Origin of the sequence: Commensalibacter papalotli (ex Servin-Garciduenas et al. 2014) (genome assembly GCF_000527695.1) — a bacterium.
Classification (GTDB): Bacteria; Pseudomonadota; Alphaproteobacteria; order Acetobacterales; family Acetobacteraceae; genus Commensalibacter; species Commensalibacter papalotli.
The window spans coordinates 573,432-596,565 of record NZ_ATSX01000001.1; the positions used below are offsets into that span (position 1 = coordinate 573,432).

A 23,134-nucleotide genomic window follows, 5' to 3' on the forward strand; every position below is an offset into this window, starting at 1 on the left:
ATAAATGGATAAATTACGTATTGCTCATGTAATGGCGGGTGCAGTTAATGGGGGGGCAGAGTTATTTTATGAACGACTTTGTGCCGCTCAATATGAACAAGGATTGAATGTTTTACCTATTATTCGTCAAAATCAAAATCGGTTCGAATTATTAAGAAACGCTGGATTATGGCCAAGAGAGCTCTCTTTTGGTAGCAAAATGGATTTTAGGACTAAGCGTAAATTAAAACAATATTTAACTGAATTTTCTCCGAGGGTATCAGTGGCTTGGATGAACAGGGCAGCTTATTTCATGCCAGTAGGTGATTGGGTTTCTGTGGGGCGATTAGGTGGGTTTTACGATTTGAAATATTACAAAAATTGTGACCATTTGGTCGGGAATACCAAAGGGATTGTTAAATGGTTAATTGAACAAGGTTGGCCAAAGGATCGGGCACATTATGTACCTAATTTTGCTAGAGATTTTCCTAATGTCGTTCCAAAACGTCCTAATTTTATTCCTCAAACAGCGCCTTTCTTAATTGCGTTGGGGCGTTTACATACCAATAAAGGATTTGATACCTTAATTAAGGCTATGCCTTTTCTTAAAGATGCACATTTATTCATTGCTGGTGAAGGGGAAGAGCGTGCTCATCTTGAGCAATTAACAGAAACATTAAATGTTTCAGACCGTGTGCATATGCCAGGATGGGTAGAAGATATTTCTCAGCTATTAGGGGCCTGTGACGTGTTTGTTTGTTCCTCACGTCATGAACCGTTGGGAAATATTGTACTAGAAGCATTTGCAGCAACAAAACCAGTGGCTGCCTTGGCATCTCAAGGCCCATTAGAGTTAATTACTGATGGTGAGAATGGGTTGTTATCTCCTTTGGAGGATGAAAAATTACTTGCTCAATCAATACAAAAACTGTTGGATAGTGCTGACTTTTCAAGTAAAATAGCAAAAGCAGGTAGGAAAAAATTCGAAACAGAATTTAGTAAAGAAACAGTATTGCAACAATGGTATGACTTCTTGAGTAAAGTTGAAAAAGTGTAATGTGTGGTCTGGCAGGAATTGCCCTTAAACCAGGATGTTCAGTTTCTGATGAACAAAAAAAATTATTAAAAGAGGCTCTTGTCCACCGTGGTCCAAATGGAAATGGAGAATGGGTGGGGCAACATGCTGTTTTAATTCATACGCGTCTTTCTATTATTGATCTTGAGGGTGGGAAACAACCTTTATCCTTTCAAGATAAACAGTTTGTGGTTGCTAATGGTGAAATTTATAATGATCTAGAGCTTCGTCATAGTTTTTCAGATTATCCTTTTCAAACAGGCAGTGATTGCGAGGGAATAATCCCATTATGGCAGCAATTCAAAGAAAAATTTCCAGAAAAATTGCGAGGCATGTACGGGATTGCATTGGTTGATATGGATGAACACACAGTTATTTTAAGTCGTGATCCATTTGGAGTTAAACCTTTATATTATGCTGGTGTCGAACAAGGGATTGTTTTTGCTTCTGAAGCACAAGCTTTGATCAAAGCTGGTTTTGTTCAACCCTTACTTCGCCAACAAGGATTGGCGGCTTTATTACAACTTCAGTTTGTGCCAGGGCAAGAGACGATTTTTAAGAATATTCATCGCTTATTACCCGGAGAAACGCTGGTCATTAAAGATGGCACGATCCTCAGGAAGGATCGTATAGAAGTCTTTAAAAACCAAACTCAAGAAATTTTTGATGTAAATCTTGCTTTGAAGCAACTTGATCAAATTCTTGAAGATACAGTGCGCATTCATGAACGCTCTGATGTGCCTTTTGGTCTGTTTCTATCTAGTGGTATCGATAGTTCAATTATTTTAAAAATGATGCAACGTTTAGGCCAAGAAAAACGGGTAAAAGCATGGACGGCGCGTTTTGAAACGGATACGCATCAAGGGTATGTTGCAGATGAAACGGACCAGGCAGCGTTTTTAGCAAAACAAGTTGGGGCAGAGCATCATATTTATTCCATTACCCAACAACAAGTGTGGCAACATTTACCTCAGATCGTGGCCTGTATGGATGATCCAGTAGCGGATTATGCAATCATCCCTACTTGGTTTTTAGCCAAAGAAGCCAGTAAGAATGTGACGGTTATTTTATCAGGTGAGGGTGGTGATGAGCTTTTTGCTGGGTATGGTCGTTACCGTAAAGCCAGCCAGCCTTGGTGGAAAGGTGGCAGGAAGATGTATCGTAAGGGTGTTTTTGATCAGACAGATTATTTGAACGTTGATCTTACTTCATGGCGGGATGAAATCATAGCGTTTGAAAATCAATATGATTTTTCTGGCCTGTCACGCCTAACTAAAGCACAAAAAATTGATATAGAGACCTGGTTGCCGAATGATTTGTTAATCAAACTTGATCGATGTTTAATGGCACATGGAATAGAAGGTCGTGTTCCTTTCTTAGATAAACAAATAACTGCATTTGCATTTAATCTGTCTGATTCGTTAAAAGTTCAAAATAGGCAGGGAAAGTGGATTTTACGCAAGTGGTTAGAACAAAATTTTCCTGAATCCAGACCTTTCACAGCGAAATTAGGTTTTAGTGTTCCCATTGGTTTGTGGATTGAACAACAAGCATTGATTTTGGCACCATTAGTTTCTAAACAAATAGGGATACAAGAAATTGCTTTTTCTGATAAAATAGTAAAATTATTTGAGAAAGCCTCTGGTCGAAAAGAGCGCTATATGGCATGGAATTTATTGTTTTATGCTTTGTGGCATCAAATACATATTGTGGGGAAATCTCCAAACGGTTCCGTAACTGATATTTTGGCAGCTTAGAAGAGAAGTAAAGTGAAACGATGCATTACGATTTAATATTAAAAAATGGCGTTTGTGTTTTTCCTTGGGGTGAGGAAAAAACGAATATTGGTATTAAAAATGGCCGTATTATTTCTTTGACTGTTGAGATAAGCGATGAGGCAGAACAAATTCTTGACGCCCAAGGATTGCATGTATTGCCAGGATTAATGGATTGTCATGTCCATTTTCGAGAACCGGGAAATGCTCTGGTTGAAACAATTGAAACTGGAACTAAGGCTGCGGCTTTGGGTGGATTAACCACGGTTTTTGATATGCCAAATACCAATCCGGTTACGGCTGATTTGGAAACAGTGCAATGGAAGCAAAAACGTGCTTCTGAAACCAGCTGGATCAACTTTGGGTTTTATATTGGTGCAACCCGTGAAAACACTAAAGATTTAGCGAGTTTAGAATCTCAAAAGGGTGTATGCGGCATTAAAGTTTATGCTGGTTCTTCAACAGGTTCATTAATGGTAGAGGATGATGCAAGCCTGGAACAAGTTATGTTGCATGGGCATCGTCGTGTTTGCTATCATGCCGAAGACGAGTATCGCCTGCAAGAAAGAAAAAAACTTTTTTGTGAAGGAATGCCTTATGAAAATCATAGTAAATGGCGCGATGAAGAAACTGCGTTTCTAGGAACACGTCGTATTATTGCTCTTGCACGTAAAACAGGTCGTCCAGCACACATTCTCCATACCACTACTCAAGAAGAAATGGAGTGGTTGGTTGATCATAAAGACATTGCCACCGTTGAAGTATTGGCTAATCATTTAACGCAAATTGCCCCAGAATGTTATGAGCGGTTAAAAGGCTTTGCGGTAATGAATCCACCTATTCGTGACAAACGTCATTATGATGCTTGTTGGGAAGCTGTGCGTAACGGAGTTGTTGATGTGGTTTCATCGGATCATGCGCCTCATGATCCTAGTTTGAAAGCACAACCTTGGTTATGTTGTCCTTCTGGAATGTTAGGGGTTCAAACAATTGTGCCATTGATGTTAAATCATGTAAATGAGGGGCGATTATCTTTAAGTCGTTTAGTTGATGTAATGTCGGCTAATCCAGCACGAATTTATGGGATGCCTTCTAAAGGGCGTATCCAAGTGGGTTACGATGCAGATTTTACGCTAGTAGATATGCAGAAGAAACGCATTATTACCAATGACTGGATTGCATCTCCAGCAGGATGGACCCCTTATGATCAAGTAGAAGTTAAGGGATGGCCGATGGTAACAATTGTCAAAGGGCGTGTTGTTATGCAAAATGATGAAATGTTGGGTAGACCAAAAGGCGAACTGGTTAATTTTTTACCATAGAATAATTGTTTAATTTGAGTTATTTATAAATACGTAAATTGATTTTAGGATTATAGAGATGAAAATAGTATTACAAGCAGGAATTGTTGGTTTAGGGTTGATTGCGGGTGGTTCTGCGTTTGCTCAGGATTGGGCAGCAAGTTGTGGTCACGAACCCAAAGCACCAACCATCAATGTATCCAATGTAACCAATTATAACAGCAGTGTTGAACATTATACAGCTTATGATAAAGCTTCACGTGCATATTATGCTTGCGTTGCAAAGGCTGCACATGCAAAACAAACAGCTATAAGTCAAAAAGCTGCTGCGGATATGGAACCTTATAAAAAAACAACAACAGATGTACGTAATCGTATTACAGCGAACTTAACTAAAATACAGACTGAATTAAAAGCAGGTGGAAAAAAATTAGGGGCAAAACCTAAAAAATAGGTTATGTAGATGTTTAAGCTGCTTTATAGGCAAAGATAAAGGCAGGCATTCTGTGATGAGAAAAGGGAGTACGAGTAGGTGTCTGAGGACCTATTAAAAGAGATTGACGCAGATATGCGCGCAGAGACAATAAAAAATGCAGCACGCCGTTATGTTGTTTTTGTAGTTGTACTAATTGTTGTTGCTCTTGTGGCGTTGGGGATATGGCAATATAAAAGCTGGCAACATCATAAAGCTATACAAGCGGCTTCCTTTTCTTATTTTAATACGATGCAGCCTGTTATTCCAATGATGGAAGGTCAAACAGTTCCAGTTGATGCTAAAAATGCAGCAATTAAACAATTAAAAACATTATCGGATCATTCACCTCAATCAATACGTGCATTGTCTCAATTGGAGCGGGCAGGCTTGCTTGCTGATCAAGGTAAAATTAAAGAGGCCTCTGTTATTTGGGAAACTTTGAGGGCTGATCAAACGGCATCTTCAGCTTTTCGCTCTTTGGCAGGTTTGTTGTGGATACAACATCATCTTGATAACGCGTCTCCTGCGGATCTTCGTACTCGTATAAATGAATTGCTTGGACAGCAAACGCCTTGGTATGGATTGCTCAAAGAATCCGAAGCATTATTAAATTTACGGACAGGAAAGTTGATTGAGGCACGCCAAATTTTTGGTCAATTATCAATAGATATGAATACCTCACCAGGATTACGTCAACGTGCCAGTGTAATGTTACAAATTATTGCTCATAATAAAACCGTTAATAAAAAGGGTAACCCATGACAAAATCTTTGCCTGCAACGCATAAAGGTTTTTCTCGTCGTTCGATATTACTGGCCACTGGAGGCAGCATGGCGCTGGTTGCTTGTGGGCATAAAAATAGCAAACCTATTTTGGTTGGTAAACGTGCAGATGTATTCAGCTCTGGTGCAGGATTAATGGTGGATCAGGACGATCATACACCTATTACCATTCCCGCCCCTGTTATCGATTCAAAATGGATGCAAGAAGGACGGGTTCCAAGCCACACTTCTATTCATAGTGCTATCGGTGGAGTGAGAAAAAGATGGGATTGCAGCATTGGTTCTGGAAATTCAGAGCCAAGCCCTTTGGCGTTTATGGCCTTAGGATCAAAAGGCAGAGGAATTGTGAGTACAACCCCAGTCGTTGATGGCGAACGTTTTTTCACAGTTGATGCTGTAGGAAAAGTGACAGCTTTTGATTGGAAAACAAAAAAAGTTTTATGGAAATTAAATCCTAATAAAAAAGGTTCAAAATCTAGTAATCTCGGTGGTGGTATAGGCCTCACTGATGATGCGCTATATGTTGTTGATGGTGTGGCACAAACGTTACGTGTGGATCGCAATACAGGTAATGTTGTCTGGCGAATAGACGTTGGTACTCCAGGGCGCTCTGCACCAACGATTGTTGATGAGCGTGTATATTTTGGCACGATTGATGGCAGTCTTTTTTGTTTGGATTCCAAGACAGGAAATCAAATTTGGTCTTATCAAACAGGCAGCGTACAAACTAAATTGTTTGGACAACCAGCGCCTGCTTATTTTGATGGAATTATTGTTGCAGGGTTTGGTACAGGGGATTTGGTTGCCTTACGTGCTGAAACAGGTGAACAAATTTGGACTGAGACTTTGGGGCGCAGCGGTCGTGATTCAGACACAGATTTTTCTGCGATTAGTGCATTACCAGTCATTGTTGACGGTACGGTTTATGCAATCAGTGTTGGTTCTGTATTAGTTGCGATTGATGTGCGTTCAGGTCGAAGATTATGGGAACGTGAAGCGGCTGGTCAAAATGCAATGGTTGTTATATCAGATTGGTTGTTTGCGTTATCATTGGATCAACAACTTGCTTGTTTAGATCGTGTCACAGGCAGAGTACGTTGGGTTACTCAGTTGCGACGCTTTAAAAATGAAGAAAAATCAAAAGATCCTATTGCTTGGTATGGTCCCGTATTGGGTGGTGGTCAGTTGATTTGTATCAGTGATTTTGGGGATAATGGTTTGGTGACCATTGATCCCGCAACGGGGAAGGTAACAAAGGTTGTGAAAACAGATATTACACCAGCGCTTGCCCCGGTAATTGTTAATGAGAATTTGCTGGTCCTTGGACAAAATGGCAAATTGACTGCTTTTGGATAGGAATAAAATACGTGGCATTATCCACTAAATCTTTACCTGTGATTGTAATTGCTGGACGTCCTAATGTTGGAAAGTCTACTTTATTTAATCGTTTGGCAGGCAGACGATACGCAATTGTAAATGATCAACCAGGTGTTACGCGTGATCGTAAATCGGTTGATATTGAATTGCGATATCGCAATGTAACTTTGGTGGATACTGCGGGGTGGGAAGAAGACGATCCACAAACTGTATTTGGTCGGATGCGCCAATCCTCTGAAAGTGCAGTTGCATCTGCTGATGTTGTTATTTTCTGTGTTGATGCGCGTTCAGGTATTAATCCTGTTGATGAGCATTTCGCGCAATGGTTAAGAAAACAAGGCAAGCATATTATTCTGGCAGTAAATAAAGCTGAGGGTAATGCGGGTAATATTGCTGCATTAGAGATGTATAGCTTTGGTTTGGGAGAGCCTTATCCTGTTTCTGCAGAGCATGGTAATGGGATCGGTGATCTTATAGAAGCAGTCTTAGATTGTTTGCCAAATGAAGAAGAAAATGACGAGTTCGAAGATTTTGAGAATGAAAACGTTGATCGTCCTCTAAAATTGGCCATTGTTGGGCGTCCAAATGCTGGAAAATCTACTTTGGTTAATCAGTTGTTAGGTGAACAGCGCGTTATTACTGGACCAGAGGCAGGATTAACGAGAGATTCTATTTCAGTCTTTTTGAGAGATGAAGAGGGTGAAGTAGAGCTGGTTGATACAGCAGGGCTGCGCCGTAAAGCTAGAATTGATGAAACTCTAGAAAAAATGTCCGTCTCGGCTTCTTTGGAAGCATTAAAGATGGCTGAAGTAGTGGTTTTGGTTATCGATGCAGAGCTGGGTGTGCATGAACAAGATCTACAAATTGCACGTTTGATTGAGAGAGAAGGGCGCTGTTGTGTTCTTGCTTTGAACAAATGGGATATTTTAGAAGATAGAGAAGCAGTTCGTCAGGCAATTAAAGATCGTATTGAAATTTCATTGACTCAAATGAACGGGATTGCTGTCGTTTCTTTCTCGGCTTTGACAGGTAGAGGTATCCATAAACTGTTGCCTGCCGTACGTAGAGCATATGCAATATGGAATAAACGTGTTCCAACGGGTGCTTTGAATCGTTGGTTTGAAGAAGCGATTACGCGTCACAGTCCTCCTATGATTGAAGGCCGTCGTTTAAAAATACGTTATATTACTCAGATTAAAGCTCGTCCACCAACATTTGTTTTATTTGGAACAAGAACGTCAAAGATACCTATGGATTATCAAAGATATTTGGTTAATGGGTTAAGGGCTACTTTTGATATGCCAGGAACACCGATACGACTGCAGTTCAGGGATAGTAAAAACCCTTATGCTACCCCTTCAAAAGATTAGGGATGTTATTAAGAGCTGAATTGTTAAAAGTTTAGCTCTTTTTTTATAGTATATAAATAACAGTTATGTTGAATTTATTTGTTTATATTATTTCATTTCATGAGGAAGTATATAAATACTCAGGATCATTACAATTAAAAGTAATAGTCGACGAGGGTTGAAAAGCCAATAAATTACATAAATGAATATTAAATGAATATTAAGAAAATTTAATCAAATATCCATTACTAAAAAGTCAATAATAAAAAGTTATCTGATAATATAATGTTGTTTTTTTCATATATTTAAAGAATTTTATTAAATAATAATAATTTTTTGTAAATATTGACATTTAATAAGTTTATAAACATTATCGGCAATAGATGAGTTTATAAATATATAGGTCAATTATGGTTAATATTGGATATGCTAGAGTATCAACAACTGAACAAGATACAGCTTTACAAATAAAAGCGTTAAAACAATTTGGTTGTGATAGCATTTATGAAGATAAAGCCTCTGGAGCTAAGACAGATAGACCAGAATTATTAAAAGCCCTTTCCTATTTAAGAGAGGATGATGTATTAGTTGTATGGAAATTAGATCGTCTTGGGCGATCAATAAAACATCTAATAGAAATTGTAAATGATCTAGAAGCTCGTAAGGTTGGTTTTAAATCCTTAACGGAGAATATTGATACAACAACACCTGGTGGGAAGCTTGTCTTTCATTTATTTGGAGCGTTGGCACAATTCGAACGAGATTTAATCAAAGAGCGAACCAAAGCTGGATTAAAAGCTGCCAGAGACCAAGGTAGAATAGGTGGAAGACCAATTGCAATGACAGATGATAAGCTTAAAAAAGCAAAAGAACATTTACAAAATGGGTTAAACGTTAGAGAAGCTGCTGCACGTATTAAAGTTTGTACAACAACCTTATATAAAGCTCTCAATATTAAAAAATCTTATATGTAAAAAGATATATTATTTTTTGATTAATTGATATTGCGAGTTGGTAAGTCTGAATTACAAATATATTCCCTTTAGTTAAGATTGTATCCTCTAAGTTTTTTGGATTGTTATTTAAAGAATAATTATAAAACCCGAGATAAAGCTAAATAATAACCTAAAAAGGTGTGGTTTATATATAGGATTAGACTTTAAAGAAATAAATTATCTTCTCCTATTAAAATATTTGTTATTGCGATCATGAAAAAATACAGAATTTGTCATATTTTTGCCTAAAAGATTGTTAAAACTCATTATTAGAGCACAAGGATAGTTTTGAAATAATTTTAAATTGTGTCAATGGAAATAGGGATTATAATAATGTTTAACAAAAAAATGCTGACTTCTTTAGTGGTTGCAAGTGGATTAAGCTTTGGTGCTGCTGGGGCAGCTTTTGCACATCCTGCTCCTCCTCCTCCTCCTCCTCCTCCAGGTGAAGACATGCCTCCACCTCCACCACATCATCCAAGAATGTTTGGCCCAGGGGCAGGTCCAATGGGGATGATTTTCCAAGGTATTAAGTTAACCAAAGAACAAAAGCAAAAAATGAGCGATATTATGGCTGACGCTCGTAAAGAAGAAGCCAAAAATCGCGATAGTATGAAGACAATTCATGATCAGATGGCAACAGCTTTGTTATCTTCTGGCAAGGTAACAGCTGAAAGCTTACAACCTATTTTAGACAAACAAGCAGCTTTGGAAAAAACAGTTAAGGCTGCACATGTTAAAACAATCCTTGCTTTACGTGATGTGTTAACTCCAGAACAGCTTGCCAAAGCAAAATTACGATATAGTAAAATTAAATCGATTAAAGAACAAATGAAAGAGTTGCGTGATATGGATGCACCTGCTCCAGAAGATGCACCAGCACCTCCTCCATTACCATAATCTTTGATTGATTCGAGATGTTAATAAGGCCTGTTACTCTTTATGGAGTGACAGGCTTTTTTTGTTTGATAGTATAATCATTTGAATATGTTTATTGTTAAAAGTGTATCCCAAATGAAGTATTATTTTAAGTTTTCAATTAGTCTTTTAGTAGCTTCTTTCTTGATGCTTAGTATCAAAAATACTTTGGCAGATGAGCCCAGTTCTTACACAGATATGCCAAAAGCATGTCAAAATATTGATTTGGCATCAATGACTTTTGAACTACCATTATTGACGCAGGAATTGACACAAGAACAACGAAAGAAAATTCGAGAAATACTAGGCGAGGCATATACACAAGCTTGTATAGTAAAATTGCAGTATGATGGCTTATTACAACAAATGATCTCAGTGTTATTTCAAGATAACAATGTTACTAGCCAAAAATTAAAGCCATTCTACGATCAATTACTGTCTTTGATACAAAATCGTATAGAAATTAATATTAAAACTGTAGAATCTATTCATAAAATCTTATCAAATAAAGAATGGAGTATACTTATTTCTGAGAACGCAGATTATATAGAGAGTAAAAATAAGTTTATTAGACAACAAACGGGTCTGCAGCAATCCTATGATGATTTAATTAGTGGAAATTATAATAGTGAATTTATAACACTTGCTTTGATGCCGTCATCATTTTGTATAAAAAACAATCCTAAGATTAAAATATTAGAACAAATAATTGCAAAGTCATCTTTAACAAATTCTCAAGAGGGACTTTTCCGTAATATCATGAGACTTCAGGAGAGGCAAAGTTGTATTGCACGTCAAGAGATGAATCAATTAACATTACAATTATTAAAGTTAATTGCAATGAAATCAGATCAGGCGCAGGAAAATCAATATATACAGATTTTTAATCAGTTGAGTAGTAAAGCTTATTTACTTGATTATTATCAAATAGAGGCGTTATCTTCTTTGATTAAAATTTTAATTCCTGAACAGAAAAATAAAATAAGAGAGAGTTATATAATTATCAATGGGATATTATAAATCCAGAGATTTCTTCATATCTTCATAAAATTTGCGTTTATATTTAATTGTTTCTAAGGTTTTTTGTAGCTCTTGCAATTGATGTTCAACTTTTTGCTGTTGTTTTTTAAACAAATTTAACCTTTGTTCAACAGTGCTATCTCCTTCATTAATCCATTGTATAAATTGTTTTATCTCTTTAAGGGTCATACCCGAGTTTTTTAAGCAATGGATCAGAGATAACCACTCTAGATCACTTTCTTGAAATTGTCTGATACCATTAGAATTTCGTTGAACAAAGGGAAATAATCCTTCTTTGGCATAATAACGCACAGTATGAGGATTCATGTTCATTTTCTTAGCAACATTATGAATAGTATACATTATGGCCTCTATGAATAAATTATATTTTTTCTTTTGTAATTTTATAGAGTAGCGAAAAGCTTAAATAAGTAAAAGTAATAGCCATTATAAAAATACAAGCTGCAGTCAAAAAGAGAGCTGGAACTCCATAATGATCAAATATCATACCGCCAAGGGCTGCTGCAAGAGTGATGGATAATTGAATAGAAGCAACCATGAACCCACCTGCCATTTCAGCTTGTTTTGGTAAGGTTCGGGCAATCCATGTTGACCATCCTACGGGAATAATACCAAAGATAAAGGCCCACAGTAAAACAGTTATAATATTTTCAAAAAAAGAATGTTGATTAAATAAAAATGCAACAGCTACAATACCCAGAATAATATGAATGGAAATCATGGTTGTTTGGAATGATCTATTGATAAAAAAGCTGGCGATCAAAGTTCCAAAACAATTTATTATTCCAAAACAGAATAAAGTTGTTGTTAACCCTCCGTGGGATAGGTTTAAGTTGTATTGTAAAAATGGTTTCATATAAGTAAAGAAAATATGATATCCAGCATAACTGCAAATAATAGCAATTAATCCAGTAATGACCCATGATTGATTCAATAAGTTGACCATTTCTTTAAAATTGCTTTTGTTATTTGTGGATAAAGTGGGCAGGGTAATATACTGCCAGACAAGTGTTAATACACCTAATAAGGCAGACAAATAAAAGATGGTTCTCCAGCCTAGCAGATCTCCAAGATAACTTGCAAAAGGCAAAGCAATAATTGTAGCAACAGATACGCCAGCATAGATGACGCTTAAAGCACGAGGAACATTTTGTTGAGGAACAAGTTGTAATGTTATTGCTGAAATTAATGACCAAAATCCACCTACACATATACCCAAGAGGGAACGTCCAATTAACAAAATAGTAAAATTTGGCGAAAGAGCGACCAGTAAGTTCGATATAATAAGTGTAGCAGAAAAGGTCAGTAAAATATGGCGAGGATTTATTTTTGTTGTTAAAGGTGCAATTAATAAACTGGTTATAACTGCAAGTACCCCTACAGCAGTGACAGATTGCCCTGCTTGCCCTTCGGTAATATGAAGTTCATTGGCAATATTGGTAAGTAAACTAATCGGGATAAACTCTGCCGAAATAAGGCTGGTTACACCCATAAATAAAGAAAAAACAGCATTCCAATGGGGTATTTTTGGATAATTAATAGAAATAGAATTCATGTAAACCTACCTAAATTAAGATATAATCTTAGATTAAATTTAGGTATAAGCTTTAGAGTTTACTCTCAGTCAATATGTTTTATTTTGTAAATTAGTTGGAAAGTGTTTATTTTGTATTTAGAGCTTAAATATAATTTATTCATCATATTTGAATTTTTTTGAGCAGTGCTTATCAATTTATACTTGACCTTTGCATATAAATTGAGTTATCTTTTATTAAAGATAAGAAACGTCACCTCGCGAAGACTCGTGCAGTGACGCGTTATTTATTGCTTAAAACTGTAGGATGATTTAACGTGTTTGATCGTTTATCTGGAAAGCTTTCTGGCGTATTTGATGGGTTGTCAAAACGCGGTGCTCTGTCTGTAGAAGATGTCAATGAAGCCATGCGGGAGATCCGTTTGGCGATGTTGGATGCTGACGTTGCTTTACCAGTGGTTAAAGACTTTGTTAAAAAAGTTCAAGAAAAATCTGTTGGACAAGAAGTCTTACATAATATTTCCCCAGGTCAAGCCATTGCAAAGATCGTCAATGACGCTTTGATCGAAGCCCTTGGTGGGGCGGGGGCTGTTCCGTTAAATTTAAATGCCGTTCCTCCTATTCCTTATCTGATGGTGGGGTTACAAGGGTCTGGTAAAACCACGACCTCTGCAAAAATTGCGTATTATTTAAATCGTCGTGAACGTAAAAAAGTTTTATTAGCCAGTTTGGATACATACCGTCCTGCTGCTCAGTTACAGTTAGAGCAATTGGCTAATCAAGTTAAAGTAACATCTTTACCTGTGATTGAAGGGCAAATGCCTGTTCAAATTGCTAAACGTGCGATGGAAGTTGCGCGTTTAGAAGGGTATGATGTAGTTATTTTGGATACTGCGGGTCGTTTATCTATCGATGAAGCATTGATGGAAGAAGTCCAAAATATTCGTGACGTAGCAAAACCAGCTGAAACCTTGTTAGTTGTCGATGCAATGACAGGGCAAGATGCGGTTCACACTGCCAAAAGTTTTAATGAAAAAGTCGGTATTACTGGCGTTGTCATGACCCGTATGGACGGTGATGCACGTGGTGGTGCGGCTTTATCAATGCGTGCGATTACAGGTGCACCGATTAAGCTGGTTGGTATGGGTGAAAAAGTTGATGCGTTACAGGAATTTTATCCTGAGCGTGTTGCCAGTCGTATCCTTGGTCTTGGGGATATCGCAGGTTTGGTTGAAAAAGCCAGCGAAACCATTGATCAAGAAGAAAGTGAGCGTCTTGCGAAAAAGATGCTTAAAGGCAAGTTTGATCTGAATGATTACGCAGCTCAAATTGGTCAAATTAATAAAATGGGTTCTATTTCAAATATCATGGATATGATGCCTGGTATGGGCAAAATGAAAGAGAAACTCGGAGATAAAGAGTTAGATACCTCTATCCTAAAACGTCATCAGGCGATCATTTCGTCAATGACTAAGGCAGAACGCAAACAGCCTGCTATTATCAAGGCCTCTCGTAAAAAGCGTATTGCCTCAGGTTCGGGTTCAACAGTTCAAGAAGTTAACCGTCTATTAAAACAATATGATCAGATGGCTTCTATGATGAAGCGGTTTAATAAACTGGGCGTTAAAGGTTTAATGCGCCAGGGATTATCCGCTCTTTTACCAAAAGGAATGACGCCACCACCAGGTGGTGGGATGATGCGTTAATTCTTTTTCAATTGTGGCTAGATATCTGGAGAGAAACAGTCAATGAGCCTTAAAATTCGTTTAGCCCGTGCAGGGTCAAAGAAACGTCCTTATTATCACATTGTTATTGCTGATAGTCGTTCACCACGCGATGGTCGTTTTATTGAAAAAGTTGGGTCTTATAACCCAATGTTACCAGCAGATCATGCTGAAAGAATTCGTTTGGTTGACGAACGTATTAAACATTGGTTATCACAAGGTGCACAGGCAACAGACCGCGTTGCTCGCTTTTTAGGAAATGCAGGTCTTGCTCCTAAATTTGAATATCGTGAACAACCACAAAAATCAGCTCCAAAGAAAAAAGCACAAGATCGTGCTGCGGCAGCTGCTAAAAAAAGCGAAGAAGCTGCTGCTTAGTCGTTAATTAGTTATCACAAGAGAGTAACAATCTTTATGAAAACGCCTCTGGTTCATATAGGGACAATAGGAAAACCCCACGGTGTTCGTGGTTTGGTTCACTTGCATTCTTGTATTGAAAATCCAAAAGATTTAGAAACTTATGGTGAACTGGTTGACGATCATTCAGAACGTTGGACGATATGCTGGCAAAGCGAAAAGGTTGCCGCTCTTTATGACAGTCAAAAAAAACGGATGGATAATCGAACAGCCGTAGAGAAATTGACTAATCGTAAATTGTTTGTTCCTAAAAGCTTATTGCCTGAGCCAGATGAAGATGAGTTCTATTATAGTGATTTGGTCGGTTTGCAAGCAAAAATAAAGCATGACGATCAAACTGAGGAACTCTTTGGAACGGTTTATCTGGTGCATGATTATGGTGCTGGGGTCAGTTTGGAAATTAAACGGGGTGAAGGCGAAAATGCCATTATTCCTTTTACCAAGCTTTGCTTTCCTCACATTGATATTAAGTCTGGTTGGTTAGAGGTTTGTCCTCCAAATGAGGTGGAAGTTCGTCCATCTGATGTAGAGGATCAATCATGACTTGGCAAGTTGATGTCTTAACGTTATTTCCTGAAATGTTTCCTGGGTTTCTTGGTTATTCCTTGGCAGGCAGAGCGTTAGAAGATCAAATTTGGTCATTAAAAACACATGCACTTCGTGAATTTGGTTCAGGGCGACATAAGGCTGTTGATGATACCCCTTTTGGTGGTGGAGCAGGAATGGTTATCCGTGCTGATATTTTAGATGCAGCACTTCAGGCGACTAAGCCTATGGATGATCGTCCTATTATCTATTTGTCTCCAAGAGGAAGATCGTTACAACAAGCAGATGTGGCGCGTTTTGCATCAGGTCAAGGAGCTTATTTTATTTGTGGTCGTTATGAAGGGATCGATGAACGGATCTTTCAAAAACACACAATTGAAGAAGTTTCTGTTGGAGATTATGTTTTGTCAGGTGGTGAACCCGCAGCATTAATTTTAATGGATGCGTGCGTGCGTTTATTGCCAGGTGTGATGGGTTCAGATCAAAGTGGGATAGAGGAAAGTTTTTCCAATGGCTTATTGGAATACCCTCATTATACCAAACCTGCAACTTGGTCTGATTATTCTGTGCCAGAAATATTGCTTTCTGGAAACCATGGTGCCATTGCTGCTTGGCGCAAAGAACAGGCAGAACAGGCAACCAAAAAGCGTAGACCTGATCTGTGGCAAGCTTATCAACAGACTAGCAAACAGGCATATAACTGACGTTCGATATTGTTACTTGGATTGTTTATAAGATTATAAGAACTTATCTTATTGTAAAAGGAATAGGATTAAATGAATACCATTCAAAAATACGAGGCAGAGGAAATCGCTCGTTTAACAGCAGAACGCCCAGTTCCTGAGTTCTTCCCAGGGGATAATGTTCGTGTTGATGTTCGCGTTGTTGAAGGTGAACGTAAGCGTATTCAGGCTTATGAAGGTGTAGTAATTGCACGTTCAAATAAAGGCTTGAACAGCAATTTTACAGTGCGTAAAATTTCCAATGGTGAAGGTGTGGAACGTGTATTTCCTCTTTACTCACCAACAATTGCAGAGATCACTGTAGTACGTCATGGTGATGTTCGTCGTGCAAAATTATACTATCTACGCAGCCGTAGCGGTAAATCTGCACGTATTAAAGAACGTAGCCGTGATTTTAAAAAAGCAGCTGATACAGCTCAAAGCTAATAATTTATTTATTAGTTTAAAATAAAAGACTATATATGTATCTGGCAGCTTTTTAAGTAAGGTTGCCAGATATTTTATTTAAGAAACAAAATAATAAGGAAAAAAAATGAAGGCGCGTACTTTATTTGATAAGTTGTGGGATAGTCATGTGGTTGAACAACTTCCAGATGGTACCGCAATTCTGTATATTGATCGTCATTTAATCCATGAGGTTACCAGCCCACAGGCATTCGAGGGATTGCGTCTGGCTGGGCGTAAAATTCATAATCCAGCAGCAATGATGGCAGTGATTGATCATAATGTTCCTACAACAGATCGTAATCAACCGATTAAAGAAGATGATAGTCGCCAACAAATCGAAGCTTTGGAACATAATGTCAAAGAGTTTGGTGTCCCTTTTATTCCTTTACAATCTGATAAACAAGGGATTATCCATGTTGTTGGACCCGAAGAGGGCATTACGTTGCCTGGGATGACAATTGTTTGTGGTGACAGTCATACATCAACACATGGAGCATTCGGAGCTTTGGCTTTCGGTATTGGTACTTCAGAAGTTGAACATGTCATGGCAACTCAGACCTTATTGCAAAAGCCTGCTAAAAACTTTAAAATTGAAATCAATGGCACTTTAAAAGCAGGGATGAGTGCTAAAGATATTGTATTGGCTGTTATTGGAAAAATTGGTACAGCAGGCGGAACAGGTCATGTAATCGAGTTTACTGGCTCTGCCATCCGTAATTTAGATATGGCGGGTCGGATGACCGTTTGTAATATGGCGATTGAAGGTGGCGCAAGATCAGGTCTGATTGCACCAGATGAGGTAACTTTCGAATATATCAAAGGTCGTCCAAATGCCCCACAAGGTGCTGATTTCGATGCTGCGGTTAAATATTGGAAAAGCCTAGTTTCTGATGAGGGTGCGCAATATGATAAAGTTGTTACCATTAATGTGGATGATTTAGAGCCAATGGTTACATGGGGGACGAGCCCAGAAGATGTATTACCAATCACAGGAAATATTCCTGATCCAGCTTTACTAAAAGATGAATCTCAACGTCTACGTAAACAACGTATGTTGGATTATATGAATTTAAAAGTTGGTGAACCAATTGCAGGCACTAAAATTGATGCAATTTTTATAGGTTCTTGTACTAACAGCCGTATAGAGGATTTGCGTGCTGCTGCTCATGTTTTAAAAGGTAAAAAGATTGCTAACCATGTATGGGCGTTGGTTGTTCCAGGTTCTGGCTTAATAAAAAAACAAGCTGAGGCAGAAGGGCTGGATAAAATATTTATCGATGCTGGTTGTGAATGGCGCGAAGCAGGATGCTCAATGTGTTTAGCAATGAATCCGGATCGTTTGAAACCGGGTCAGCGTTGTGCATCAACGTCAAACCGAAATTTTGAAGATCGCCAAGGACCAGGAGGCAGAACACATCTTGTTTCTCCGGCAATGGCTGCTGCTGCTGCGGTTAAAGGTGAGTTAACAGACGTAAGGGAAATGATTTAAAATGGATAAATTTGATATTTTGACAGCAATTGCTGCACCCTTGCCAGAAGAAAATATTGATACCGATAAAATTATTCCTGCTCGTTTTTTAAAAACCACTAAGAGAAGTGGGCTAGGGAAGTCAGCTTTTTATTCTTGGCGTTACGATGAAAATGGTAAAGAGCGAGAAGAGTTCGTTTTAAATCGTGAACCTTATCGTCAAGCAGAAATATTAGTAACCTATGAGAATTTTGGTTGTGGCTCATCCAGAGAACATGCGCCTTGGGCACTGTTAGATTTTGGTATCCGCTGTGTGATTGCCCCTTCTTTTGCTGATATTTTCTTTAATAACTCTTTTAAAAATGGTATTTTGCCGATCCGTTTGCCCAGGGAAATTTGTGAATTGTTGGTTGAAGATACCAAAATGGGTGCGAACGCAAAATTGACAATCAACTTGGAAAAACAAGAAATTATACGTCCTAATGGAGAAAAAATTTCGTTTGAAGTTGATCCTTTGCGTCGCCAATTACTGTTGGATGGATTGGATGATATTGGTCAAACCATGCAGCATTTAAGATCTATTGATAGTTTTGAAGAAAAACGTAAAAAGGAACAACCTTGGTATCCAAAAGTATCCGCAGATAAGTTGTCTTCTTAATATCATTAATATTAGAAATGATTATGATGGCTCATTATTTACAATAATGAGCCCTTTTTTTATTATAATATAAAATATATACGTTTTAGAGAAGGTCAATGATTATGATTTATAAAATTTATTTAGTTTTAAACTACAGTTACAAGTTGGATTAATTTCATTTAATAAAATTCAAAATTGGGCAGACCAAAGAATTCTATAAAATAATAGTTGCGTAATAATTTTAGATATTTGTTTAATAACCAGTGATCAAGAGTTGAATGATTATATAAATTGTTTACTTATGTATGAGTTTAACATAGATAAAGACAAAATCGCTTTAGAAGTTTTTAAGCAGCATTTTTATAAAAAAGATGTCGATGCAGTTCGATAATCAATTTAATTATCATATTTCAAATTTAAAAATCCTTGCAGATTATCTTTATGACGTTAATTCTTTTAAAAAAGAAGTATCTTTAATTTCATATATTTTAGCTTATGATGATGAAATATTACTTGCTGAAAGAGGCTATTTTTCTATTTCTTCCGAACAAGTTTATATAGGATTTTATAACTATTTACAGAACTGGATATTAAAATCTAGTTAACATAGATATATTATAAATTGTTACGATGATTAGTTGATATAAAAAAAATATGAATATTGTTATATATTTTAAAAGATAAAAAGGTGTGTTGTTGATGAAACTTATAGGAATGTTAGATTCCCCTTATGTTAGACGTGTAGCCGTTTCTTTAAAGGCAATGGAACTTTCATTTGAACACGAACAACTCTCTGTTTTTAATAATATTGAACAGATGCAAGCCATAAATCCACTAATGAAAGCACCTGCTTTAATTACGGATGAAGAAACGTTGTTGGTTGATTCAACATTGATATTGGAATATTTGGACAGAAAATGTAAAAAATCGCTTTCTTTGTCTCCAGAGAACATTATGGAGTTTACACAGTCTCAATATTTAATTGGGATTGCTTTGACCTTATGTGACAAAGTTGTTCAGTTGTTTATGGAATATAATCGTCGTCCTCCTGAAAAATTTTATCAAGAATGGGCTGATCGGATTGTTCAACAATTACAGACAGGTTTGGAATTATTAGACCATCATGTTATAATGAATAATGCTGGTTATTTAATTGCTGGACGTGTAATGCAAGCGGATATTACGATTGCTGTTGCGATAAAATATATAGAAAAGAAATTGCCTGATCTTTATAAAAATCATGTATCGAACAAGTTAAAAGCTTTTTCTGCAAAAATGGAAGCTATACCACTTTTTCAAGAATGTATGTTTTAAAAATTTTACTTCATAATGGATTAATAAAATGACACAAGAAAAAAAAATATTAACGTTGGCTGGTGATGGGATTGGTCCAGAAGTGATGGAGCAAGCACTTCATGTTTTGAATTGGGTGCAAGAAAACTCTGATTTATCTTTTTCAGTAGAGAAAGATCTTGTTGGTGGTGCTTCTATCGATGCGAATGGCGTGCCTTTAACCAAAGAGGTGATTGCCAAAGCAAAAGCAGCGGATGCTGTTTTGTTTGGTTCAGTTGGTGGGCCAAAATGGGATGGAATTGGTTTTGATAAACGACCCGAAGTCGGGATAATTGGTCTTCGGAAAGAATTAGGATTATTTGCCAATTTGCGTTCTGCGATTGTGTTTGATTCGTTAATCGGTGCTAGCACGGTAAAGCCCGAAGTTATCCAAGGTCTTGACCTTATGATTGTCCGTGAAAGCACGGGCGGTGTTTATTTCGGTGAACCTCGTGGTATTGAAACTTTGCCAGATGGAACACGCAAAGGGGTTAATACCGAAGTTTATACATCTGTTGAAATCGAACGAATTGCAAGAGTTGCTTTTGAATTAGCTCGCCAACGCCAAAATCGTGTTTGTTCTGTTGAAAAATGTAATGTGATGGAGAGTGGTCTTTTATGGAAAGAGGTTGTCACCGAACTTCACAAAAAAGAATATTCGGATGTTCAACTTTCTCATATGTTAGCAGATAATTGTGCAATGCAACTGGTTCGAAATCCAAAACAATTTGATATTATTTTAACTGGTAACTTATTTGGAGATATTCTTTCTGATTTAGCTGCGATGTTAACAGGCAGCTTGGGTATGCTTCCTTCTGCTACATTAGGTGCTCGGCAAGCTAATGGTGTTATTCCAGCCTTATATGAACCTATTCATGGCAGTGCTCCAGATATCGCAGGACAAGGTAAGGCAAACCCACTAGCTCAGATTTTATCGTTAGCAATGATGTTACGTTATTCTTTTGATCAACAAACAATCTCTGAAAAAGTTGTAAATGCTTGTGAAGCGGTTCTCAATCAAGGTCTTCGCACTCCGGACATAATGAGTCAAGGAATGAAATTGGTTGGGACAGCAGATATGGGTAAGGCTGTTTTAGCTGAGTTAAATAAATAAAAAAATTATAATGAAAGATTTAATAAGAAATTATTAGGTCTTTCAATTAATAGTTAAAGTAATATATCTTAACCATTTTTTGGAGTTTAATGATAACTTAATTGGAATAGATACATAGTATCAAATTATTTTGATTATTTTTTTTTAATCTGTTTGTAAGCGTCTTATACCGTAACTATTGGATGTATAATTATTTCGTAAAAGCTTTTTTATGTCTATTAAGAATCTTATAAATTAAGTCTTATATTAACTGGTAGATATTTGAGAGAATAAATTTTCAAAACTAACATCAGTAGTAACAATAAAGTAATCATTTATCATTTCAAAAATGTATAAATAAGATTTTAGTTTTCATAAAGCAAAACGCTTCATTATAAATAACGAAGCGTTCAAAACATCACCAACTTACAAAAAATTTAGTTAGAAAATATGAAAATTTATTTATTTTCTTATCAAGTTTTATAAAGAAAAAACTAAAAGCCTTCGCGTTCTACGCGTTTACGTTCCATTTTACGAGCACGTCTTACAGCTTCTGCAGATTCACGAGCGCGACGCTCTGATGGTTTTTCGTAATGACGGCGTAATTTCATTTCGCGAAAAATACCTTCGCGTTGCATTTTTTTCTTTAAAGCTTTTAAAGCTTGATCAACATTATTATCTCTAACAAGAACTTGCACTTGGCTTTCATCCCCTGTGTGTTAAGTGAACATTAATTATATATATCATAAATATTTATAACTAGACAAAGTTATATACGCTATATTGTTCAAAAAAGAAATAGATTATTGTAATCTAATTATGTTTTCTAATTTTTTATAAAGAGATTTTTATTTGTATCGTCCTTTTCGCTATGATCCACCGATTTCAAAGCCTGGTGAAGAGCTTTTATTCTTGCGTGAAGAAAAGATTCGATTCATGCAAGATATTTTGTTTTTTATTGATTGTGAACTTCATAATTCAACCAAACCTGTTTTACAAGAATATGGAATAGGGCATGCTCATCATAGGTTAATGCAGTTTGTATGTCATTGTTCTGGTGCCAGTGTCAGCGAGATTTGCAAACTGTTAGGAATTACCAAGCAAAGCCTAAATCGTGTTTTACGTGAAGTCATAGAGTTGGGCTATGTTGAATATCGCTCTAACCCCAAAGATCGTCGTAAGAAAGAGCTTTTTTTAACCAAAGAAGGCGTCAAAGTAGAAGAGAAATTATTTCAATTACAACGAAAACAATTTTTGCGAGCTTTTCGCGAATCACCTAATAATACATATATTGAGGGGTTTCAGCGTATTCTTTATGGTATGTTAAGTACAGAATCTAAACAATTATTGGAATTACATTCAAGTCAGAAAATAGATAAGGAAAAAGCATGATGGATGAGAGCATAAATAAAAACGACGACTCAGAATCTTTACATGTTTTAGTCATTGATGATGATCCGCGCCTGCGTCGATTGTTACAACGATATCTTAGTGAAAATGGTTTTCGTATCAGTGGTGCAGAATCTGCCAAGGAAGCCAGAGAAATGCTGGAGTTTTTACGTCCTGATGCTATTGTATTAGATGTAACAATGCCTGGTGAGGATGGCTTGCAATTAACCCATGCATTGCGTGAGGAGGGTAAGGATACCCCAATTATTCTTTTAACCGCCAGAGGGGAACCAGAAGATCGTATTGCAGGACTTGAAGCTGGAGCAGATGATTATTTAGGCAAGCCCTTTGAACCCAAAGAATTATTACTTCGATTACGTGCACAGCTACGCCGCTTACATCAGCCTATTGTTACGGATAATATAAGAGTAGTTAAGCTTGGGGATATGGAATTTGATCCAGTACGTAATCTGCTGATGCATAATAATGAGATTATTCATTTAACGGGTGGTGAGATTGCACTTTTATGTATTTTAGCTAATCGTCCTAATGAGATTTTATCACGTGAAGAAATTGTAAAAGAAATTGGGATGGAAGAAATTGGAGAACGAGCGGTAGATGTTCAAATTACTCGTCTACGGCGCAGAATAGAGGTTGACCCAAAACAGCCCAGGTTTTTACATACTGTCAGAGGAAAAGGGTATGTATTAAAACCAAGTTATTCATTATCTTAA

General features: G+C 37.0%; 25 protein-coding genes. 22 read left to right on the plus strand and 3 right to left on the minus strand.

Annotated elements, in window-relative coordinates; genetic code table 11:
- Positions 1 to 4: 4 nt before the first annotated feature.
- From COMX_RS02540 to COMX_RS02585, 10 genes are all read left to right on the plus strand, one after another.
- Positions 5 to 1,036: a glycosyltransferase gene (locus COMX_RS02540; RefSeq protein ID WP_034336647.1), complete on the plus strand. Its 1,032-nt coding sequence runs from the start codon at positions 5 to 7 to the stop codon at positions 1,034 to 1,036.
- Positions 1,036 to 2,811 (plus strand): asparagine synthase (glutamine-hydrolyzing), encoded by a 1,776-nt coding sequence (gene asnB, locus COMX_RS02545; protein ID WP_034336650.1) that lies wholly within the window; start codon positions 1,036 to 1,038, stop codon positions 2,809 to 2,811. The genes COMX_RS02540 and asnB overlap by 1 nt, the downstream gene beginning before the upstream one ends.
- Before the next feature lie 20 nt (positions 2,812 to 2,831).
- Positions 2,832 to 4,151 carry a dihydroorotase gene (locus COMX_RS02550; RefSeq protein WP_034336653.1) on the plus strand — a complete coding sequence of 440 codons (1,320 nt, stop codon included), beginning with the start codon at positions 2,832 to 2,834 and terminating at the stop codon, positions 4,149 to 4,151.
- Positions 4,152 to 4,209: 58 nt separating this feature from the next.
- Entirely contained in the window at positions 4,210 to 4,584 is a 375-nt protein-coding gene (locus COMX_RS02555; protein WP_051461806.1) for a hypothetical protein, read from the plus strand.
- 78 nt (positions 4,585 to 4,662) lie between these two features.
- Positions 4,663 to 5,367, plus strand: a complete 705-nt coding sequence (locus COMX_RS02560; protein WP_051461807.1) for a tetratricopeptide repeat protein — start codon at positions 4,663 to 4,665, stop codon at positions 5,365 to 5,367.
- Positions 5,364 to 6,743 carry an outer membrane protein assembly factor BamB family protein gene (locus tag COMX_RS02565; RefSeq protein WP_034336656.1) on the plus strand — a complete coding sequence of 460 codons (1,380 nt, stop codon included), beginning with the start codon at positions 5,364 to 5,366 and terminating at the stop codon, positions 6,741 to 6,743. Before COMX_RS02560 ends, COMX_RS02565 begins: the two co-directional genes overlap by 4 nt.
- 11 nt (positions 6,744 to 6,754) lie before the next feature.
- Entirely contained in the window at positions 6,755 to 8,134 is a 1,380-nt protein-coding gene (gene der / locus COMX_RS02570; RefSeq protein WP_084051496.1) for a ribosome biogenesis GTPase Der, read from the plus strand.
- A gap of 389 nt (positions 8,135 to 8,523) precedes the next feature.
- Positions 8,524 to 9,087: a recombinase family protein gene (locus COMX_RS02575; RefSeq protein ID WP_034336661.1), complete on the plus strand. Its 564-nt coding sequence runs from the start codon at positions 8,524 to 8,526 to the stop codon at positions 9,085 to 9,087.
- A gap of 354 nt (positions 9,088 to 9,441) precedes the next feature.
- Entirely contained in the window at positions 9,442 to 10,008 is a 567-nt protein-coding gene (locus COMX_RS02580) for a Spy/CpxP family protein refolding chaperone (RefSeq protein ID WP_034336664.1), read from the plus strand.
- Between the two features lie 114 nt (positions 10,009 to 10,122).
- Positions 10,123 to 11,046 (plus strand): hypothetical protein, encoded by a 924-nt coding sequence (locus COMX_RS02585; RefSeq protein WP_034336667.1) that lies wholly within the window; start codon positions 10,123 to 10,125, stop codon positions 11,044 to 11,046.
- Here COMX_RS02585 and COMX_RS02590 read toward each other — a convergent pair.
- Both COMX_RS02590 and COMX_RS02595 read right to left on the minus strand, forming a co-directional pair.
- On the minus strand, positions 11,041 to 11,409 hold the full coding sequence (locus COMX_RS02590; protein WP_051461808.1) for a MerR family transcriptional regulator: 369 nt from the start codon (positions 11,407 to 11,409) through the stop codon (positions 11,041 to 11,043). The genes COMX_RS02585 and COMX_RS02590 overlap by 6 nt on opposite strands.
- Positions 11,410 to 11,428: 19 nt before the next feature.
- Complete coding sequence (locus COMX_RS02595; RefSeq protein WP_034336670.1) at positions 11,429 to 12,622, minus strand: MFS transporter; 1,194 nt, start codon at positions 12,620 to 12,622, stop codon at positions 11,429 to 11,431.
- A gap of 296 nt (positions 12,623 to 12,918) precedes the next feature.
- Between COMX_RS02595 and ffh the strand changes: the two genes are divergently transcribed.
- The 10 genes from ffh to leuB all read left to right on the plus strand — a co-directional run bounded on the left by ffh (position 12,919) and on the right by leuB (position 21,032).
- On the plus strand, positions 12,919 to 14,307 hold the full coding sequence (gene ffh, locus COMX_RS02600) for a signal recognition particle protein (RefSeq protein ID WP_034336672.1): 1,389 nt from the start codon (positions 12,919 to 12,921) through the stop codon (positions 14,305 to 14,307).
- Positions 14,308 to 14,349: 42 nt separating this feature from the next.
- Positions 14,350 to 14,703, plus strand: coding sequence for a 30S ribosomal protein S16 (gene rpsP, locus COMX_RS02605; RefSeq protein ID WP_034336674.1), 354 nt, complete (start codon positions 14,350 to 14,352; stop codon positions 14,701 to 14,703).
- 36 nt (positions 14,704 to 14,739) lie between these two features.
- Positions 14,740 to 15,285, plus strand: coding sequence for a ribosome maturation factor RimM (gene rimM, locus COMX_RS02610; protein ID WP_034336676.1), 546 nt, complete (start codon positions 14,740 to 14,742; stop codon positions 15,283 to 15,285).
- Positions 15,282 to 15,992, plus strand: coding sequence for a tRNA (guanosine(37)-N1)-methyltransferase TrmD (gene trmD, locus COMX_RS02615; protein WP_034336678.1), 711 nt, complete (start codon positions 15,282 to 15,284; stop codon positions 15,990 to 15,992). Before rimM ends, trmD begins: the two co-directional genes overlap by 4 nt.
- Before the next feature lie 72 nt (positions 15,993 to 16,064).
- Complete coding sequence (rplS, locus tag COMX_RS02620; protein ID WP_034336680.1) at positions 16,065 to 16,457, plus strand: 50S ribosomal protein L19; 393 nt, start codon at positions 16,065 to 16,067, stop codon at positions 16,455 to 16,457.
- Between the two features lie 106 nt (positions 16,458 to 16,563).
- Complete coding sequence (leuC, locus tag COMX_RS02625; RefSeq protein WP_034336682.1) at positions 16,564 to 17,967, plus strand: 3-isopropylmalate dehydratase large subunit; 1,404 nt, start codon at positions 16,564 to 16,566, stop codon at positions 17,965 to 17,967.
- 1 nt (position 17,968) lies between these two features.
- Positions 17,969 to 18,604: a 3-isopropylmalate dehydratase small subunit gene (gene leuD / locus COMX_RS02630; protein WP_034336685.1), complete on the plus strand. Its 636-nt coding sequence runs from the start codon at positions 17,969 to 17,971 to the stop codon at positions 18,602 to 18,604.
- A 359-nt stretch (positions 18,605 to 18,963) separates the two neighbouring features.
- Entirely contained in the window at positions 18,964 to 19,191 is a 228-nt protein-coding gene (locus COMX_RS02635; RefSeq protein ID WP_034336687.1) for a hypothetical protein, read from the plus strand.
- Between the two features lie 94 nt (positions 19,192 to 19,285).
- A complete protein-coding gene (locus COMX_RS02640) occupies positions 19,286 to 19,900 on the plus strand; it encodes a glutathione S-transferase family protein (RefSeq protein WP_034336690.1) in 615 nt (204 codons plus the stop codon).
- A gap of 28 nt (positions 19,901 to 19,928) precedes the next feature.
- The gene (gene leuB, locus COMX_RS02645; protein ID WP_034336693.1) at positions 19,929 to 21,032 is read left to right on the plus strand and encodes a 3-isopropylmalate dehydrogenase; all 1,104 of its coding nucleotides are present in this window, start codon (positions 19,929 to 19,931) and stop codon (positions 21,030 to 21,032) included.
- 473 nt (positions 21,033 to 21,505) lie between these two features.
- Here the strand turns inward: leuB and rpsU are convergent, their stop codons facing one another.
- On the minus strand, positions 21,506 to 21,709 hold the full coding sequence (gene rpsU / locus COMX_RS02650; protein WP_008853618.1) for a 30S ribosomal protein S21: 204 nt from the start codon (positions 21,707 to 21,709) through the stop codon (positions 21,506 to 21,508).
- Between the two features lie 154 nt (positions 21,710 to 21,863).
- Here rpsU and COMX_RS02655 point away from each other — a divergent pair, with 154 nt between their 5' ends.
- The gene (locus COMX_RS02655) at positions 21,864 to 22,403 is read left to right on the plus strand and encodes a MarR family winged helix-turn-helix transcriptional regulator (RefSeq protein WP_051461809.1); all 540 of its coding nucleotides are present in this window, start codon (positions 21,864 to 21,866) and stop codon (positions 22,401 to 22,403) included.
- Positions 22,400 to 23,134, plus strand: coding sequence for a response regulator (locus COMX_RS02660; protein WP_034336698.1), 735 nt, complete (start codon positions 22,400 to 22,402; stop codon positions 23,132 to 23,134). Before COMX_RS02655 ends, COMX_RS02660 begins: the two co-directional genes overlap by 4 nt.